The organism is Cupriavidus sp. TMH.W2 (assembly GCF_050847365.1).
Lineage (GTDB): Bacteria > Pseudomonadota > Gammaproteobacteria > Burkholderiales > Burkholderiaceae > Cupriavidus.
The window spans coordinates 1-16,965 of sequence record NZ_CP193792.1; the positions used below are offsets into that span (position 1 = coordinate 1).

The 16,965-nt window shown below is 58.2% G+C and carries 15 protein-coding genes; 11 read left to right on the forward strand and 4 right to left on the reverse strand.

Annotated features, from left to right (window positions below; translation table 11 throughout):
- The 8 genes from dnaA (at position 1) to ACREYQ_RS00040 (ending at position 9,747) form a co-directional block, all read left to right on the forward strand.
- A complete protein-coding gene (gene dnaA, locus ACREYQ_RS00005; RefSeq protein WP_432258782.1) occupies positions 1-1,752 on the forward strand; it encodes a chromosomal replication initiator protein DnaA in 1,752 nt (583 codons plus the stop codon).
- Positions 1,753-2,235: 483 nt separating this feature from the next.
- On the forward strand, positions 2,236-3,351 hold the full coding sequence (gene dnaN, locus ACREYQ_RS00010; protein ID WP_010811375.1) for a DNA polymerase III subunit beta: 1,116 nt from the start codon (positions 2,236-2,238) through the stop codon (positions 3,349-3,351).
- A gap of 387 nt (positions 3,352-3,738) precedes the next feature.
- Positions 3,739-6,264: a DNA topoisomerase (ATP-hydrolyzing) subunit B gene (gene gyrB, locus ACREYQ_RS00015; protein WP_432258783.1), complete on the forward strand. Its 2,526-nt coding sequence runs from the start codon at positions 3,739-3,741 to the stop codon at positions 6,262-6,264.
- Between the two features lie 306 nt (positions 6,265-6,570).
- Positions 6,571-6,843, forward strand: a complete 273-nt coding sequence (locus tag ACREYQ_RS00020; RefSeq protein ID WP_432258784.1) for a hypothetical protein — start codon at positions 6,571-6,573, stop codon at positions 6,841-6,843.
- Positions 6,840-7,208, forward strand: a complete 369-nt coding sequence (locus ACREYQ_RS00025; protein ID WP_432258785.1) for a helix-turn-helix domain-containing protein — start codon at positions 6,840-6,842, stop codon at positions 7,206-7,208. The genes ACREYQ_RS00020 and ACREYQ_RS00025 overlap by 4 nt, the downstream gene beginning before the upstream one ends.
- Positions 7,208-8,266, forward strand: a complete 1,059-nt coding sequence (locus ACREYQ_RS00030) for an ImmA/IrrE family metallo-endopeptidase (RefSeq protein WP_432258786.1) — start codon at positions 7,208-7,210, stop codon at positions 8,264-8,266. The genes ACREYQ_RS00025 and ACREYQ_RS00030 overlap by 1 nt, the downstream gene beginning before the upstream one ends.
- Positions 8,263-8,898: a C1 family peptidase gene (locus ACREYQ_RS00035; RefSeq protein ID WP_432258787.1), complete on the forward strand. Its 636-nt coding sequence runs from the start codon at positions 8,263-8,265 to the stop codon at positions 8,896-8,898. Before ACREYQ_RS00030 ends, ACREYQ_RS00035 begins: the two co-directional genes overlap by 4 nt.
- Before the next feature lie 6 nt (positions 8,899-8,904).
- Positions 8,905-9,747, forward strand: coding sequence for a hypothetical protein (locus ACREYQ_RS00040; protein ID WP_432258788.1), 843 nt, complete (start codon positions 8,905-8,907; stop codon positions 9,745-9,747).
- Here ACREYQ_RS00040 and ACREYQ_RS00045 read toward each other — a convergent pair.
- From ACREYQ_RS00045 to ACREYQ_RS00055, 3 genes are all read right to left on the reverse strand, one after another.
- The gene (locus ACREYQ_RS00045) at positions 9,739-10,107 is read right to left on the reverse strand and encodes a uracil-DNA glycosylase (protein ID WP_432258789.1); all 369 of its coding nucleotides are present in this window, start codon (positions 10,105-10,107) and stop codon (positions 9,739-9,741) included. The two genes, ACREYQ_RS00040 and ACREYQ_RS00045, sit on opposite strands and share 9 nt — an antisense overlap.
- 299 nt (positions 10,108-10,406) lie before the next feature.
- Entirely contained in the window at positions 10,407-11,696 is a 1,290-nt protein-coding gene (locus tag ACREYQ_RS00050; protein WP_432258790.1) for a nucleoside triphosphate pyrophosphohydrolase family protein, read from the reverse strand.
- A gap of 28 nt (positions 11,697-11,724) precedes the next feature.
- On the reverse strand, positions 11,725-12,012 hold the full coding sequence (locus ACREYQ_RS00055; RefSeq protein WP_432258791.1) for a DUF4031 domain-containing protein: 288 nt from the start codon (positions 12,010-12,012) through the stop codon (positions 11,725-11,727).
- 41 nt (positions 12,013-12,053) lie between these two features.
- Between ACREYQ_RS00055 and ACREYQ_RS00060 the strand changes: the two genes are divergently transcribed.
- Together ACREYQ_RS00060 and ACREYQ_RS00065 are read left to right on the forward strand one after the other, a co-directional pair.
- Positions 12,054-12,380: a helix-turn-helix domain-containing protein gene (locus ACREYQ_RS00060; protein WP_432258792.1), complete on the forward strand. Its 327-nt coding sequence runs from the start codon at positions 12,054-12,056 to the stop codon at positions 12,378-12,380.
- Between the two features lie 958 nt (positions 12,381-13,338).
- The gene (locus tag ACREYQ_RS00065) at positions 13,339-14,526 is read left to right on the forward strand and encodes a hypothetical protein (protein WP_432258793.1); all 1,188 of its coding nucleotides are present in this window, start codon (positions 13,339-13,341) and stop codon (positions 14,524-14,526) included.
- Positions 14,527-14,928: 402 nt separating this feature from the next.
- Here ACREYQ_RS00065 and ACREYQ_RS00070 read toward each other — a convergent pair whose 3' ends face one another.
- Positions 14,929-16,044: an MrcB family domain-containing protein gene (locus ACREYQ_RS00070; RefSeq protein WP_432258794.1), complete on the reverse strand. Its 1,116-nt coding sequence runs from the start codon at positions 16,042-16,044 to the stop codon at positions 14,929-14,931.
- Between the two features lie 533 nt (positions 16,045-16,577).
- On the opposite strand from ACREYQ_RS00070, the gene ACREYQ_RS00075 reads away from it, so the two are divergent.
- Positions 16,578-16,907, forward strand: coding sequence for a DUF1484 family protein (locus ACREYQ_RS00075; protein WP_432258795.1), 330 nt, complete (start codon positions 16,578-16,580; stop codon positions 16,905-16,907).
- Positions 16,908-16,965 lie beyond the last annotated feature (58 nt).

Here is a 16,965-nt window from a genome sequence, read left to right on the forward strand (position 1 = left end):
ATGCAAGATTTCTGGCAGGCGGCAGCCGCGCAATTAGAGCGCGAGCTGACGCCACAACAGTTCAAGACGTGGATCAAGCCGCTGGCGCCCGTTGCGTTCGATGAAGAAACGCACGCGCTGCGCATTGCCGCGCCCAACCGTTTCAAGCTGGACTGGGTCAAGAGTCAGTTTTCGGGGCGCATCACCGCACTGGCCTGCGAGTACTGGGAAGCGCAGGTCAGCGTCCAGTTCGTGCTGGACCCGGCCGCGTCGGGCCGTGCCGCTGCCTATATGCAGCCGGCCCAGCCCGGCATGGGCCCGGGCGGCATGGACGGCCACGCAGCACCGGGTACGGCCATGGCCGGCTATCCCGGCACCCAGCCGATGGGCGGCCAGCCCATGGGCCAGCATGCCATGCCCGGCCAGCCCGGCTATGGCGAGTACCCCGCCGCTGCCGGGTACGGCATGGGCCAGCCGCAGTATGGCAACCCGGCCGGCATGCCCTCCGCAGCCCCGGTCCCGGCGGGCCCACGCGCCCAGGGCCCCGGCATGGGCGGCCAGCACCCCGGCCAGCATCACCATCCGCAGCACGGCGCCGACATGGGCGAGATCGACGTGGTCCACATGGACCCCGCCGAGGCCAGCGCCCGCTCCTACCGCGTGCAGCCGCAGCAACCCCAGCAGCAGCCTCACCAGCAGATGGGCGGCAACACGCCGATGCCCGGCCACCAGCCCAGCGACACGGTGCATGAGCGCTCGCGCCTGAACCCGATCCTGACCTTTGACAACTTCGTCACTGGCAAGGCCAACCAGTTGGCAAGGGCCGCGGCCATCCAGGTGGCCAACAACCCGGGCAAGTCATACAACCCGCTGTATCTGTATGGCGGCGTGGGCCTGGGCAAGACTCACTTGATCCACGCCATCGGCAATTACATGCTGCTGGAGAACCCGCGCGCGCGCATCCGCTACATCCACGCCGAGCAATATGTGTCCGACGTGGTCAAGGCGTACCAGCGCAAGGCGTTCGACGAGTTCAAGCGCTACTACCACTCGCTGGACCTGCTGCTGATCGACGATATCCAGTTCTTCTCCGGCAAGAACCGCACGCAGGAAGAGTTCTTTTACGCCTTCGAGGCCCTGATTGCCAACCGGGCGCAGGTGATCATCACCAGCGATACCTACCCGAAGGAAATCAGCGGCATCGACGACCGCCTGATCTCGCGCTTTGACTCGGGCCTGACCGTGGCCATCGAGCCGCCCGAGCTGGAAATGCGCGTGGCCATCCTGATGAAGAAGGCCGCCGCGGAAAGCGTCAACGTGCCCGAAGAGGTTGCCTTCTTTGTCGCCAAGCACCTGCGCTCCAACGTGCGTGAGCTGGAAGGCGCGCTGCGCAAGATCCTGGCGTTCAGCAACTTCCACGGCAAGGACATCACCATCGAGGTGACGCGCGAAGCGCTCAAGGACCTGCTGACCGTGCAGAACCGCCAGATCTCGGTGGAGAACATCCAGAAGACCTGCGCGGATTTCTACAACATCAAGGTCGCTGACATGTACTCGAAAAAGCGGCCTGCCAATATTGCACGGCCGCGCCAGATTGCGATGTACCTGGCCAAGGAGCTGACGCAGAAGAGCCTGCCCGAGATCGGCGAGCTCTTTGGCGGCCGCGACCACACCACCGTGCTGCACGCCGTGCGCAAGATCGCCGACGAACGCAGCAAGGACGCGCAGCTGAACCACGAGCTGCACGTGCTGGAGCAAACGCTCAAGGGCTGATGGCGTGGCCCGCGCCCGGGCAACGCACAGGGCGCGAGCGCAACAAGCACCGTCATCCCCGCGCAGGCGGGGATCCAGTGACTTGTTGTCCCCCGCAGGGGGACTTTTAAAGACGCTGGGTTCCCGCCTTCGCGGGAACGACGTAGGGCAGTTTTGAAGGGCCGGCCCCTCGGGGCTGGCATACTGTAGGGTGTGCGCCACGGACATCCCGTGGCGCCTGGGGAATTAACGTCAGCGACGCCGGGGCAAGTGTCCGGAGAATGGCCACAGATAAGGCTTTGCGGTGAGTCGGGACGGGATGGCAAGTACGGTTTGCGCCAGCGTGGCTTTTTGTGCACAGCTGGCCCGCCGGCCGGTCCCGCCCCGCTTCACCGCAGCGGCTTATCCTTGGTACAATGGCACATTAACTCCTTGATTCCTAAGTGAATTCGGAGTTGTTTGCGTTCTGCGGTCGCCGATTACAAACGACGAAGGATAAATTCAATGCAATTGGTCAAAACCTCGCGAGACAACCTGCTGCGTCCGCTGCAAATCGTGAGCGGCATCGTGGAGCGCCGCCACACCCTCCCGATCCTGGCCAATCTGCTGATTCGCAAGTCCGGGTCCAACGTTTCCTTCCTCTCGACCGACATCGAGATCCAGATCACCACGCACGCCGAATGCGGCGTTGGCAGCGACAGCGTTGCCACCACCGTGGCCGCGCGCAAGCTGCTGGACATCCTGCGCGCCATGCCTGACGGCGACGTGGCCCTGTCGCTCAACGACAAGCGCATGACCGTGCAATCCGGCAAGAGCCGCTTCGCACTGCAGACGCTGGCTGCAGAGGAATTCCCGACCGTTGCCGAAGCCAGCGAATTCAACGCCAGCGTCAGCCTGCCGCAGAAGACCTTCAAGCACCTGCTGGCAATGGTCCACTTTGCCATGGCGCAGCAGGACATCCGCTACTACCTGAACGGCATGCTGCTGGTGGTGGAAGGCAAGAAGGTGATGGCAGTCGCCACCGACGGCCACCGCCTGGCCTACTGCGGCGTTGAGCTTGAGACCGAAGCCGTCGGCGTGGGCGCGCGCCAGGAAGTCATCATCCCGCGCAAGACCATCCTGGAACTGCAGCGCCTGCTGGAAGACAACGACGATCCGGTGCAGGTGCAGCTGGCCGCCAACCAGGTCAAGTTCACGTTCGCCAATATCGAACTGATCTCCAAGCTGGTTGAAGGCAAGTTCCCCGACTTCCAGCGCGTGATCCCCAAGGGCTACAAGAACGCCTTCGCCATCGACCGCGTGCGGCTGCAGCAGGCGCTGCAACGCACCGCAATCCTGACGACCGACAAATTCAAGGGCGTGCGCTGCATCCTCGACACGCACATGCTCAAGATCAGCTCCACCAACGCCGACCAGGAAGAGGCGCAGGAAGAGCTGGAACTCGATTACTCGGGCGACGCGCTCGATATCGGCTTCAACGTGACCTACCTGCTCGACGTGCTTGCCAACCTGAAGAGCGAGCAGGTGCAGGTCAGCCTCGGCGACTCGAATTCGAGTGCGCTGATTACCGTGCCGGAAGACGACAACTTCAAATACGTCGTCATGCCGATGCGCATCTGAGGACCGGTGACAGGACCATCTTGAGTCTGGCCAACAACATGACAATGTCCCAACGGTTGTCGTTCCCGCGCAGGCGGGAACCCAGCGACTTTAAAGACGCTGGATTCCCGCCTGCGCGGGAATGACACTGGTGGGACAAATGTTGTCGCGATGCAGGAACGCCGTATCAGGATTCAAACCGGAGCAGCAAACGGTACGCTACGACACCCGGCCCAGGCCGGGACGTCCTGGGGATAACCATCCCGCAGCGGGGGCAGGATCGAAACGACGATCCGCCCCTTTTGCCGTTTTTAGTAACCCGCCATGCGGACCCTTTCGCGCCCCGCCGCCAGCATGTCAGCCATGCCGGCCCGGCCCGAATTCCGCCATTGCCGTGAGTAGAAAGATATGACCGAACAGCAGAACCCGCAGCAGGAAAACACCTACGGAGCCTCTTCGATCCAGATCCTGGAAGGCCTGGAGGCGGTACGCAAGCGCCCGGGCATGTATATCGGTGATACCTCCGACGGCACCGGCCTGCACCACCTTGTCTTCGAGGTGCTGGACAACTCCATCGACGAAGCGCTGGCCGGCTACTGCACCGAGATCCAGGTCACCATCCACAGCGACAACTCGATCTCCATCGTCGACAACGGCCGCGGCATCCCGCCCCTGGTCAAGTTTGACGACAAGCACGAACCCAAGCGCAGCGCGGCCGAAATCGCCATGACCGAGCTGCACGCCGGCGGCAAGTTCAACCAGAACAGCTACAAGGTGTCCGGCGGCCTGCACGGCGTGGGCGTGTCCTGTGTGAACGCCCTGTCCAAGTGGCTGCGCCTGACCGTGCGCCGCGACGGCCAGGTCCACCTGATCGAATTCGCCAAGGGCGACGTGCAGAACCGCATCGTCGAGACCGTGACCGGCCCCGACGGCCAGCCCGTTGAAGTGTCCCCGATGAAGATCATCGGCGCCACCGACAAGCGCGGCACCGAAGTCCACTTCCTGGCCGACGAAGAGATCTTCACCAACGTCGAGTTCCACTACGAGATCCTGTCCAAGCGCATCCGCGAGCTCTCGTTCCTGAACAACGGCGTGCATATCAAGCTGGTCGACCAGCGCACCGGCAAGGAAGAAGACTTTGCCTTCTCCGGCGGCGTGAAAGGCTTTGTCGAGTACATCAACCGCTCCAAGAGCGTGCTGCACCCCAATATCTTCTACGCCAATACCGAAAAAGACGGTATCGCCGTGGAAGTGGCCATGCAGTGGAACGACGGCTACAACGAGCAGGTGCTCTGCTTCACCAACAACATCCCGCAGCGGGATGGCGGCACCCACCTGACCGGCCTGCGCGCCGCGATGACCCGCGTCATCAACAAGTACATTGAAGAAAACGAAGTCGCCAAGAAAGCCAAGGTGGAAACCACCGGCGACGACATGCGCGAAGGCCTGTCCTGCGTGCTCTCCGTCAAGGTGCCCGAGCCCAAGTTCAGCTCGCAGACCAAGGACAAGCTGGTCTCGTCCGAAGTGCGCCTGCCCGTGGAAGAACTCGTCGGCAAGGCCCTGAACGACTTCCTGCTGGAAACCCCGGGCGACGCCAAGATCATCTGCGGCAAGATCGTAGACGCCGCCCGCGCCCGCGAAGCCGCCCGCAAGGCCCGCGAAATGACCCGCCGCAAGGGCCTGATGGACGGCATGGGCCTGCCCGGCAAGCTGGCCGACTGCCAGGAAAAAGACCCCGCGCTGTCAGAACTCTTCCTGGTGGAGGGCGACTCCGCAGGCGGCTCCGCCAAGCAAGGCCGCGACCGTAAGTTCCAGGCCATCCTGCCGCTCAAGGGCAAGATCCTGAACGTAGAGCGCGCCCGCTTTGACAAGATGCTGTCCAGCCAGGAAGTGCTGACCCTGATCACCGCCCTGGGCACCGGCATCGGCAAGGACGACTACAACCTGGACAAGCTGCGCTACCACCGCATCATCATCATGACCGATGCTGACGTGGACGGCTCGCACATCCGCACCCTGCTGCTGACGTTCTTCTACCGCCAGATGCCCGACATCATCGAGCGCGGCTATGTCTATATCGCGCAGCCGCCGCTGTACAAGATCAAGCACGGCAAGGAAGAGCGGTATATCAAGGACGATGTTGAGCTCAATGCCTACCTGCTGAAGCTGGCGATGGAAAAGGCTGTGCTGGTGCGGCCGGATGGGTCGGAGATCAATGGGGATGCGCTGACGGAGTTGGCGCGGCAGTATCAGTTGACTGAGGGGGTGATTTCTCGGCTGTCACGGGTTGTTGATACTGATGCCCTGCGTGCTATTGCTGATGGGGTGGCGCTGGATCTGGACAGTGCGGCTGCTGCTGAGGCGTCTGCTGTGGCGTTGAAGGCGAAGTTGGCTGAGATGCATGCCAAGACGTTGATTGGGGCTGCTGTTAATGATGATGGCACCGCTGACGTCTACGCTCAGTTTGATGAGAAGACGGATAAGCATCGGTTGATGATTGCGCGGCGTCATCATGGGAACGTGCGGTTGTCGCATCTGGATGCGGATTTTGTTCATGGGGCGGATTACGCTGCGCTCTCCAATGCTGCTAAGACTTTCCAGGGGCTGACTCCGGAAGGGACTAAGGTGCAGCGGGGTGAAGGCGAGAAGCTGCGCGATCAGACTGTCAACGACTTCCACGGGGCTATGCAATGGCTGCTGGCTGAGGCTGAGCGTGGGGTTTCTCGTCAGCGGTATAAGGGTCTTGGTGAGATGAACCCGGGGCAGCTGTTTGAGACGACGCTTGACGTTACGCAGCGGCGACTGCTGAAGGTGCAGATTGAGGATGCTATTGCGGCCGACCAGATCTTTACCACGCTGATGGGGGATGAGGTGGAGCCGCGGCGGAACTTTATTGAGAGTAATGCGTTGGTGGCAAGGAATATTGATGTCTAACCCAACCTGTAGATAGACGGATAACCTGAGAAATCTGGACCCATAAGTTGAAAAATTTATGGGTCTTTTTTATTCATAGCTAAGATTTATGAAATCATCGCCGGTTCCTCTCAAAAAATTTCCACGCACATACGGCCGTCGATGTCTTCCAGTTCGGGTTGAGGCAAGGTCCCATCGAGAGCACGACGCACCTTAGAGCCCCCTGGGCGCCAATGCAGCTCCGTGCGCAACGTTCGTTCAGGTTGACAAAATCAAACGTTGTTTGTACGATTTTCGTACACCAACTCCCGCACTTGTGAGATGACCATGGCGAGTCTTGAAAACCAAATCAAAACGGCGTTGGCGCAATTCTGGGATGAGCATGCTTTGGTACCGGATGGGGGTGGACCGAGCACAGTCGACGAATTGCTTGAGCCAATTGAGTCCATGACCGCTGTGGAGGTGCTGGCCACTCTCGACAAGATTGTGGGTAAAAAGCTGCCAAACAGTGTCATTCAGGCCGGGGGGTACAAGACGAAGGAAGAGTTCGTCATTCGTTTGTCGGCCCGGGTTCTTTCGCATCTGGCGACCAAAAAATGAGCCAGGAAAAGTCAGACGCGGCTGACGAGCAACGTTTGCTCCTGGCCCAGCGGCTTAGAGAGGCGCGCGAGTATGTCGGCCTCTCTCAGGAGGAAGTCGCAATAGCTCTCGGCATATCAAGACCGGCAGTCACGAACATCGAAGCCGGAACCAGGAAAGTGGAAGCCGTTGAGTTGGACAAGTTGAGCCAACTGTACGGGCAAACGGTGCAATACCTGCTGACGGGCGAATCTTCGACTTCAGACGCGCGCGTAGCCTTCCTGGCGCGTGCCACTCATGGGCTGAGCGAGCAAGACATGGAAGAGTTGGGCCGCTTCGCCGACTTTCTACGCAGTTCCGGCAAGTCCAAACGTCGAGGCTCTTGATGGCACGTGACGAACTGTTGGAGGCTGCACGCCGCGCTGCTGAAGTCCTGGATGAATTCTCGGCAAGGGACCGCATCAAGGAAGGCTACACGCGCGTCGACCCGACTCAGCTCGCCAGTGAGGCTGACGTCACGGTCATGTTCCGGCCTTTGGATAGACTTCTCGGAGGGTTCCTGCGAGAGGGGAGCGAAGCCGGAGTCTTGGTCAATGTGCTGCGGCCCCGCGGGCTTGTGCACATGACCTGTGCTCACGAGCTTGGGCACTACTTTCTCGGCCATGAGAGCACTACCGATGAATCGGTAGACTTCGGGATAAGCGCCCAACTTGTCGAGCGGCAGGCAAACCAATTTGCGTATTCGCTGCTTGCACCCCGGTGGCTTGTCGTGGCCATCATGAAGCTAAAGGGCTGGTCCAAATCCCACCTTGAGGACCCTTCCGTCGTCTACCAACTCTCCCTGCGTTTGGGTATGAGCTTCGAAGCGATGACCTGGTCGCTCGTTCGCCTGCAGTTCATCAGCCAATATTCGGCGCAACGCACGCTAGCACGAAAGCCCAAGGCTTTGAAGCTGGATGCGCTGAACATCCAGGACGCCACCGTCAAAGTACCGGGTGACGTCTGGGTGCTCGACAAGTCCGACAAGGACCGCATCATCGAGCCCGCATCGTCGGACCGCTTTGTGGTTGACCTGCCAAACCATGCGGTAGCGGGCCATCTGTGGACAGTAGACGAGCTGCGCTGCGAAGGGTTCACGCTCGAGCCGTTTGTCCAGGATGCGCGGACTGTGACAAGGCGAAGCAGCAGTCCCATCGTGGTGGGCGGGCTGGGCAGCGGGACGATGAGGTACGAGCTCGCGCCGGTAGCGGAATCCAGTGATGCTTTCGCCAAATCCCATAAGCGTGCTGAAATTTCTGTCCATGAGACCACCCCGTGGTCCAAGGGAGCTGAAAGTCATGACACCCTGTCTTTCAGCGCCGAGTTTGATGACCTAAACCCCGACGGTGGGTTGTCGAGAGCCGAGCGTCAGCGCAGACTGGAAAGCGTGCGAGGTCGAGGATGATTGAAGTCGAAGTGAATCATTCTGACCGTCTGGGGCCCTCCCGCAACCAAGGTATGCGGCCCACATGCTTGGCGTTCACAACGTCAGACCTGAACGCCTTCGCCAATGCGACGTCGCATCTTAGCGTCGAGTACATGTGCCACTACGCGGCCAAGCTGGGACAAGACTGGCAGCCTGGTGATGGTTTCACCATGGAGCAGATTCTTGCGGCTGTCGCGAGTCCAGGACAGCCAGAGGAGGGCATCTACCCCTATCGTGGGGACTCGCACGACGCGCCGCTCCAGGTGCCGCCGAGCGATCTGATGCCCCTGTACGCCAGCCAGCCCAAGAGGCGCGATTTGTCGCTTTCCGAGGTTGTCGCTCATATCCGACAGGGGCATGCCGTAGGCGTAGTTGTGGCGGTCACAAAGTCACTGTTCTATCCTACTGACGGTATTGTCGAATTTGACCCTTATTTCATACCCGACCAGTTTCACGCAATGGTCGCCGTTGGCGTAGGGGCGCATCGCCAATCGAGCGAAACGCACCTCCTGCTCCGGAACTCCTGGGGCGATGGATGGGGAAGTCAGGGGCATGTCTGGGTGTCGGAGCGACATCTCCAGCTGCACATGCAAGAGGGATTCTTGGTGTAGAAAAATATGGCCGTTCTCTTCAACACGCATTCACGGGTGGTTCCTACGTGGCTCGCTGCAGCCCAGTATCTCGATTCAGCGCCAAAACGTAAGGCGCTGAATATTCTTCTCGAAATTGACGACCCGCTCGCGATTACGGACGAAGACAGGGGCGTGATGCAGCGGGTGGATGCCGCACTGGAGCCGCTCGACCTCACACTGCGAACCGTTGCGGGAACCATCTTTCCGTTGGATATGTACCGTCGCCATGAGCGACCAGCCTTTTACGATAAGTACAAGGAGATGCTTAAGCGTGGGAAGAAGCGGGGCTCCTGGGGTACTTATGCGCACCGGATGATTGAGAGACCGTCCAAGGATGGGAAAGGAACTATCAACCCGCTGGAGATGCTCGTCGAACGGTTGCGCGACGACGGACAGCCGGCCAAGGACAATGGTTCTATAGCTTCCTATACCTCGGCCTATGAACTCAGCATTCCAGACCCTGAAGTGGATTTGGCTGAGGCCGATGTCATGGCGGGCGAGGCTGAAGGTGATGTCCCGACGTATAACCCGGCTATTGATGGCCGCGAGTGGCTGGGCATGCCTTGTCTCTCTCACCTCAGCTTCAAGCGAGTAAAGGAAGACGATGGCCACGCGGTACACCTTACAGCGATGTATCGGTCGCACCACTACTGCGCTCGAGCGCTCGGCAATCTACTAGGCTTGGCGCAGCTCCTCTCGTTTGTCGCTAAAGAGGCTGAGCTCAAGGTCGGCACGCTTACCTGCCTTTCCTCGCACGCGGTGCTGGACGTTTCGGAGTGGGGTGGCGTAGCTAAGGCCCGAACTGTCTTGGGCCTTCCGTCAAAATAAAGCTGCTTGTGAGTTGGCGGCAGCAGAAGCAAGGCTGTCGCCGTATATTTCCTGCATGCCCCTGCGGAAGTCAGCAACGCCCCCGTAGCTGGGATGGCGAACACATTCAACGCTGACGCCAAACGCCCTCGCATAGTTCGCGGCATCCTGGCCGATACAGATGATTCGCCGGATGCCGAGCCACTTGAAGAGTGTGTGATTAAGTTCGGAAACGGCGGCCAACTCTTTCGCGGTGAATTTCCGGTTCGTCAGTGGGTCGTCAGCCTCGTGCGGATGGAACGGAAAGACGTTCCACAAGAGTGGGCGCCGCTCCAAGCGCTCCAAGATTGCCCAAATCTCGGCGGCAGTTCTTTCGGCCACAACCGGTCCTCTGGTCGCCTTATTGGCGGCGGCACCAGGGTATGACTGTGCAACTGCGCTGAGTCGTCGTTCATCAGTCAGTGCTAGCCCAGTGCGTCGTCCACCTCGATAACCTAGGTCCCGACCCATCCAAATCGTATCCACACCGAGCTGCTCGATAGCACTGAGATAGGTACGAAGATTTCTTCGGCGGACAGCGGGGCCGTCCGCGAGGTCGTGGACCTCGCAGCGGTTCCTGTAGGGATTAAATACACCATCCATTCCAATCTCGGATAGCGCGGCGACGAACGAACGGGGGGTCATGCTTCTTCTTTATTCATGTGGGGAGGAACAGCTCCGACAACCATCTTCCTCTTCGGGAGTACCAGTAGTGCTGGCTTCTCTTCATCCTTTATCTCGGAGAAGGTGATGGAGCGGTCGTTCATGTCTACAGTAACGTCGCCGCCTTCTGCCTGGCAAAGCTCACGGAAGACCTTGAAGCCCTCGAGGATGGCCTTCTCCCACTGCCAAAGAGGGCACTCGTAGACTTCATATCCCTTCACCATTTCCCGCACCTGTTTCAGCACGCCATACTCAAGTTTGCCGGGTGCAGTGTCGGTGAAATACTTGTGGCGATACGCGTGGTTGAATATCCAGGTGGCAATGCCTTCTTCAATAATCATCGCGCGAGCGCCATCTTCGTCGCGGTCGACCTGAGGATTGCTCTTCCGCTTCAGCTTCAACAGTCCACGTATGACTGGCGACCAGCCCAAGTGGGCGATGTACGCCAAGTGGAATACATCATGAAACCGATAGCCGTCAGGTTGAGTACGATTGTCAGTTAGCCGGTCACCGATGTTCACCCCCTTCATCTGCTGGATGACATAGGGGACGCCATCAGGTCCTTGCAGCTCGATGAACCGCATCGTGAACCTTCGCGGAAGCTGCTCGAGCTCCGAATAAGTGTTATCGAATAACGGCCGATAGGCGGTGCCTTCTCTGGGCCATCGCGATTCGAATTTCTGCAAATTTGCCTCGGCTACGCGGGCAAACTCGAGGTTGAATTGTGCACAGACAAGAACCATGTCCGCCAACAACGAGCCAAGCAGGTCGAGGCTCGAATGGCTTCCGAGGTCTTCTACGCTCGACACCGCCATCAGCTGGCCGCAATGCGAACCAAGTCCGCAAAGCGTGGCAGTCCTCGAATCTGCAGCAAGCTTGCTACGGCAGAACGCAATCAACCCGTCAAACTCGTTGAACGTCACGTTGCCTGTTGGCCGGGTGTGTTCTACTTCGAGCCGGCGCTGTAGCTCTTTCAGCGCAGTAAGGCCGATTTCGTTCAAGCTGTGATTGCACTCGATGGCGACAGTTGTCAGATACCAGAGCGCATCGCCAAGTTCTTCCGTTACATTAGCTTGTTCAGCAGGGCCAAGGTCTCGCTTCGATTTCTTGATGGCGGCCAGTATTCCGCCAACCTCGCCGAAGAAGCCGTATCGGAGCTGATTGAACGCCTCAGGGGTTCCCCTGAACTGATTCGAAGCAGATGCGCGCTCCTGGTACTCGAAGAGCGACAAATCCGGCTTGCTTGCAACTTCGTCCGAAATGAACACGACCGTGACCCTCCTAGCTGTTGTTTTCCTAGGACTGTGGCACAGCTTTCCTTTCCTCGCAAAGCTCGGCCTTCAGCTGCTTGGCGCAAGTGATGATGGTGCTGCGGTCACCCATCGAAGCGCCAAGCGCCAGAGCCTTGTCTCGAACGCTCACTGTGACGTCGTAATGAGGATAGACCGAACGTTCCTGAAACCAGGACCGACGTAGACCGAGCCGTTGAGCGAACTGGTGGAGCTCGGGCAGAGAGTCCGCAACCAGGTGGCACCACTGCTTGCCCCTCCAATGGATGCACTCATCGTCGACATAGATAGTCATGCTTGCCAATTTGCAAAAAGATTTGCAAAATAATATGCAAGATGCAAAGAAACCGCAAGTCAGTTGAGGAGGCCGAGAAGCTCGGTGGCGCTCTGCGCCAGCGGCGGAAGGAGCTCGGACTAACGCTAAATGACCTGGCATGCGCGTTGCAGATTGACGTTGGCCAACTGTCTAGATTCGAGCGGGCAGAGTTCAAGCTCGTGTCCAGGAATTTGCAAAGAGTTACGGAATTTTTGCAAATACCGACCACGAAAGAGCCGGATGATTCCGAAGTTGTTGTCCGGCAGTTTGCGAAGCTTCTTGGTCGCTCCGAAAGGCACCGGGCGGTTGCGATAGCGTTGGTTCGAGCACTACAGGAGCTTCGGTAAGGGAAGGTACAAGCCGACAGGAGCGCCCAGGGCTTCGCTCGGCCAGCTTGAAAATTGCCCCAACGTTGACTACGGTAACCAGGCGCCAGTGCAACGCTGACGTGCAGTCTAGAGACTGAACCTATCTTCGCAGTTGTGACCCGCCCGCGCGGGCAAGCCCTATTTGCGAGAGTGTATGTCGCGGGAGCGGGCGATGAGGCAGGCCATTTTCTCCAGGGTGCAGCCGGCAATAGACGGGTGGAGCGCGATTGAGTGTGCTTGCGCCCGCAGCCCGGCGATGAGCGCGAGCCCTGGTTGCCATAAGCGGTGTGGGTGCCGCCGGTCCGCCCCGCTACTCGCTTGAAGACCCGGGCGGCCGAGCGCGCTTTCACGTGCCATTTCGGTTCATCGACAAAGAGACTGGTGGGATGCGGCCGGGTCGACGCGCACTAGGAAACAAATGGCCAAGGCTGCACGATAGGGTGCCCTGGTACGCGATGGTGTGTATCCAGCGCATCCAGCCGATGTGCCGCGTAGTGTGAGGTCACGCAGTGCAGGTGCCGCTGGCTCCCCGCTTCGAATCGACTCCTCTCGCATCCGGAGACTGGATAAAATTGCCTTGCCCAGCAGGCAGTTTTTGGGAGGGAGGTCATAGACGGTGACTGCGTGTACTTATGGGATGGCTTTTTCTTTCGACGCCTCAGGAAACCTTCCTGGACTGGCTACGAACAGGGGTTCTCAGCTTGCGCATCGTGCTTTCTCGCGTTGTGCGTCAGGGGCGGCCGGGAAGCCTTATCTGGTAAGGCAAGGTTTCTCAAGTTATGCGTCCATCTACAGAGCGCTCAAGGTCAGACAAAAAAACCAGCCCTAAGGGCTGGTTCTTTAGTGCAGCTTCACTGGCTCAAGTCCACGCCGAAATATGTCGTTGTTCAGATCGAGCGTAGAGTGCGCATTCGAGGTTTCTTAAGGAGCATGGCCGGTGCACAAGGATTTGAATGAGATAACAACTGGGGTGAATCTCAGCGCAGCGGGTAGTGACCAGGCAGCTTCCCCTAGTTCATCCATCGCACGCATAAAGGACGCCTATAAAGAGATTATAGGGCTCTCCAAGGATACGTTAGACGTAGCTTGGAAAATTGCTCCGCTTGCATTAATGCCGGCGGCGCTGTTGCTATGGAGCCATCTTAACGTTATTGGCTGGACAGAGCTGTTCCAAGAGTCTGCTATGTCGGGGGGTGGCTTAATCTTTCTGTTCTCCACGGCCGCGCTAATAGCTATAGCTGTAGCGTTTCAGGTCATTGTCCCTTCCATTTTTATGCTCATGGGCCTGTCATTCTATGAATATGAAAAGCCAATTCCTCAAGGAATCATGGCATTGTATCTCTGGACCTTGTTGGGATGGCTTGGTGGACTGGCGTTGATCATCGCCTTCGATTTCACCGATGGTTGGCCTGTTGCAGCGCTGACCATCTCCGTGGCGCTCACCCTGGCGTTTGCCAAGCGTGAACATCTAAAGGGTGAGAAGGAAGTACGAACTATTTGGTTGATGGCGAGAATTGTCGGTGCTTCGCTGATGGCCAGCATTACTATGTTAGGGACATGTGTCCCGTTGCTTCTCGCAATTAGATTTTTGGCGCAATATGAAGAGGTAGGTGTTTGGGCGAAGATTTTTGCTTTTTTTATATGTGCAGCTGCTTCTGTAGTGAGTCTGCTGCCGGGATTTGCTTATCTGCAAGGAAGAACGAAACACGCTGGTATTCATCAGCCATTGAAGATTACAGTGGTTGGGTTTTTGATATCCATGTATGTGCTTTTTTCGGTAGCGATATACTTCGCGCCAGTTTCTTCGACCATACTTCGGCTAGCAGGGGTGTTCAGCAATGAGCCACAGACATTTCAGGTCTTGCAGCCAACTCTAGCTGACGCCATTTCCGTCGTCGGCTTGCCCACCAATACGAGCGGCAACGGCATTTTTGTTAGTGCTTATCGACGATACAGCTTTGGAGGGACGCTCCTGCTTTGCCGTAGTCGATATGACGAACGTGCGTCTAAATCGTCCATAAGTACGAGGGACGAGCGCGTGAAAGCAAACGAAGCTGCGCGTATTGCAGCAGGCTCCCATTGCGTACGAGCGTTGGCTAATGAAGTCCGGCCGCTTAGGGGATAGGCCCCGACGCAGTGGAGGGGCCGGGGCCTGACGAAAACAAGCAATTCGCAGCCTCATCTGTTTCATGAAGTTGCACGGGACTGTCAGAAATTCTGTGCTTAGGGCATGACAAGTTGCTAAGGAAATCGAATGGACACCTCACGCCTGTGAACGGTGGACACGGTGAGCGGCTTACAGCGTGACTGGGTCTCTGCCTCAGACTCAGCACGGTGGCTGCGCGCCGGAGCCGCGTCACCCCCCAAAGTCTTATGTCTCAGAGGGCCGGCATGTCCCACATCCGCTGGCGCCTATTTGCTTATCTGCAAGCACGACATCGAGCCCGAACCGCGTGCCGACTGGCCAAGCCGTACGCATTGCGCTCGAACACTGCACCTGAGCCCGTCGACAGAATCAGTTTCGCAGTCAGGCTTCATTGTCGAGTAGATCCTTGCTGTACATACGAAGCAACGCTTGCTCTTCGATCAAGATTTTTTTCTCCAGAAGGCGCCCCTTTCGTTGCGATAGTAGCTTCCGTAAAGGACTCCGTTTTTCGGAAGCATGCCCGTGATGCAAGCGTTGATGACAGGTCGGGCAAAGCGCAATGATATTCGCTGTAATGTCGAGAGAGAATTGAAAATCGCCCTGCCTGCTCAGGGGTATAAGGTGATGCGCCTCGACGTACGGTACGTTCTTCGAGCTGGATTTGAATGTTTGGTGTTCGGGGAACAGCTCGCACCGGTAGCCTGCACTCTTGACTGCCTCAGCTGCCACCAATGGATCTCGTGGATATTTCCAGGAGCCACCGTTTGCCTGCTTCGGCGAGGCGGGTACACCTCCTGCAGGTTCGACAAATCGCGGACTATCTTTTTTTGTGGTCGCTGTTGCTTTTTCAAGCACTGCTTGCTGAAACTGGGTTTCATTGACCGGCACCAATGCCTGCAGACTCGGACCGACCCTGTTCGCCAGCGTATCGTAGTGCCCGAGCAGTGATCTGAAGTCTGATTCTAGGCTGCCGGGCGTTGGCAGTGCGGAGAAATCGTATCGAAAGCTCTCAATTGCCCCTCGCTGGTAGCCTTTACCTAAAGCCCTGCTGGCCTTTAGGTCGATTGGCCCCTTAATCGTGCCAGCAGCCGGTACAAAGGCCTCTAAGGCTAGCTCAGCCGCCCCCCTAAGCTTGTGAAGTGCCACCTCCAGCCCATAGGTGTTCTTCAGAGTTGTAACCCCTTGATTGAGGCTCAGATAACACGACTTCATGTCCTCTGAAAAGAGAAGGACGATGTAGTACCCGTTCTGTGCCGATGTTGTGATGTCGAGGTTGAATATGCCAATCCAAGGAACGCCGGCGATATTCCCTTGACCATAGGAGCCTTCGACCTTGAAAGCTTCACGCCGCTCCACTCTCTCCAATACGTCAATGAAGAACTGAGGTAGCGTCTTGCTGATACTTATCTGATCCGGCGTATTAGCGTTTCGAGCTTTACCGCCAAGAGCGGACTTAGTCGCCAGATAGTTCTCCATGACTACAGACAGGGATTGCATCAGCCTTCTTTCGACATCGTAGAAAGCTTAAGAATATAGCGGAATCCGATGGCAGAATCGGAAATTTCTACTGGCTGCCGAGGAATCATCCATTTCCTTGCTGCAGATTCCCTTGTCAGATTCCGCGTCAAACTCGGCAAGGGTGTCAAAATTCCTTGTAATGACGGAAGGAGCTCGGTAGTTCGAAGCTTCCTGGCAAGCATGTGAAGGACCGTACTTGGGCTTTACACATGACGGGCGGAAGGCCTCTTTGAGAGTTCGCTGCATTGTTCCGTGCGGATTGCCGTTGGAAACTGGCAGTGTCACCACAGCAATGGCTGACCAGGTTTGACAGCCTGACCCACGTACACCGGACGAGCAGCGAAGCGGTATCCTCTCGTCTTTCGCCTACGTACGCCCCTAAAGGGCGGGCTGCGGCGGGGGAGTCTTCGGGCTCGCCGGTGGTACGTGCCGGTCTGTCAACCCTGCTTCGTGCTCGCCCACCCGATTGACAGCGGACGACGAGCCTCCATCATTCACGTACGGAGGTCGCAATGACTAGCACCACCCCGGCTCCCCAAGAGCCCACCCTCGCCCAAAAGCAAGCCCAACTAGCCGAAAACCTGGCCAAGATCGACCGCGCCCAGGCCCGCCGCCAGGCCAAAGCCGCCCCACCCCCGCCCAGCAAAGCCGTCACCCTCGAGGACCACATCCTCGAAGCCACTGACGACATCCTGCGCGTCAGCGCCGGCATGCAGTCCCTCCTGACCTTGCTGGAGCTGCAGAGCGACACCATCCCCCAAAGCATCGGCCTGCACGCCCTGCTTTTGCCGCTCAGGCAACAGCTGATCGAGAGCGCCGACCGCCTGCAGGCGCTGGTCTGACGAGGCAGAGCCTGCTTATCCGCCCAACGGATGAGCAGCGCTGAAAAGCAAACGGCGC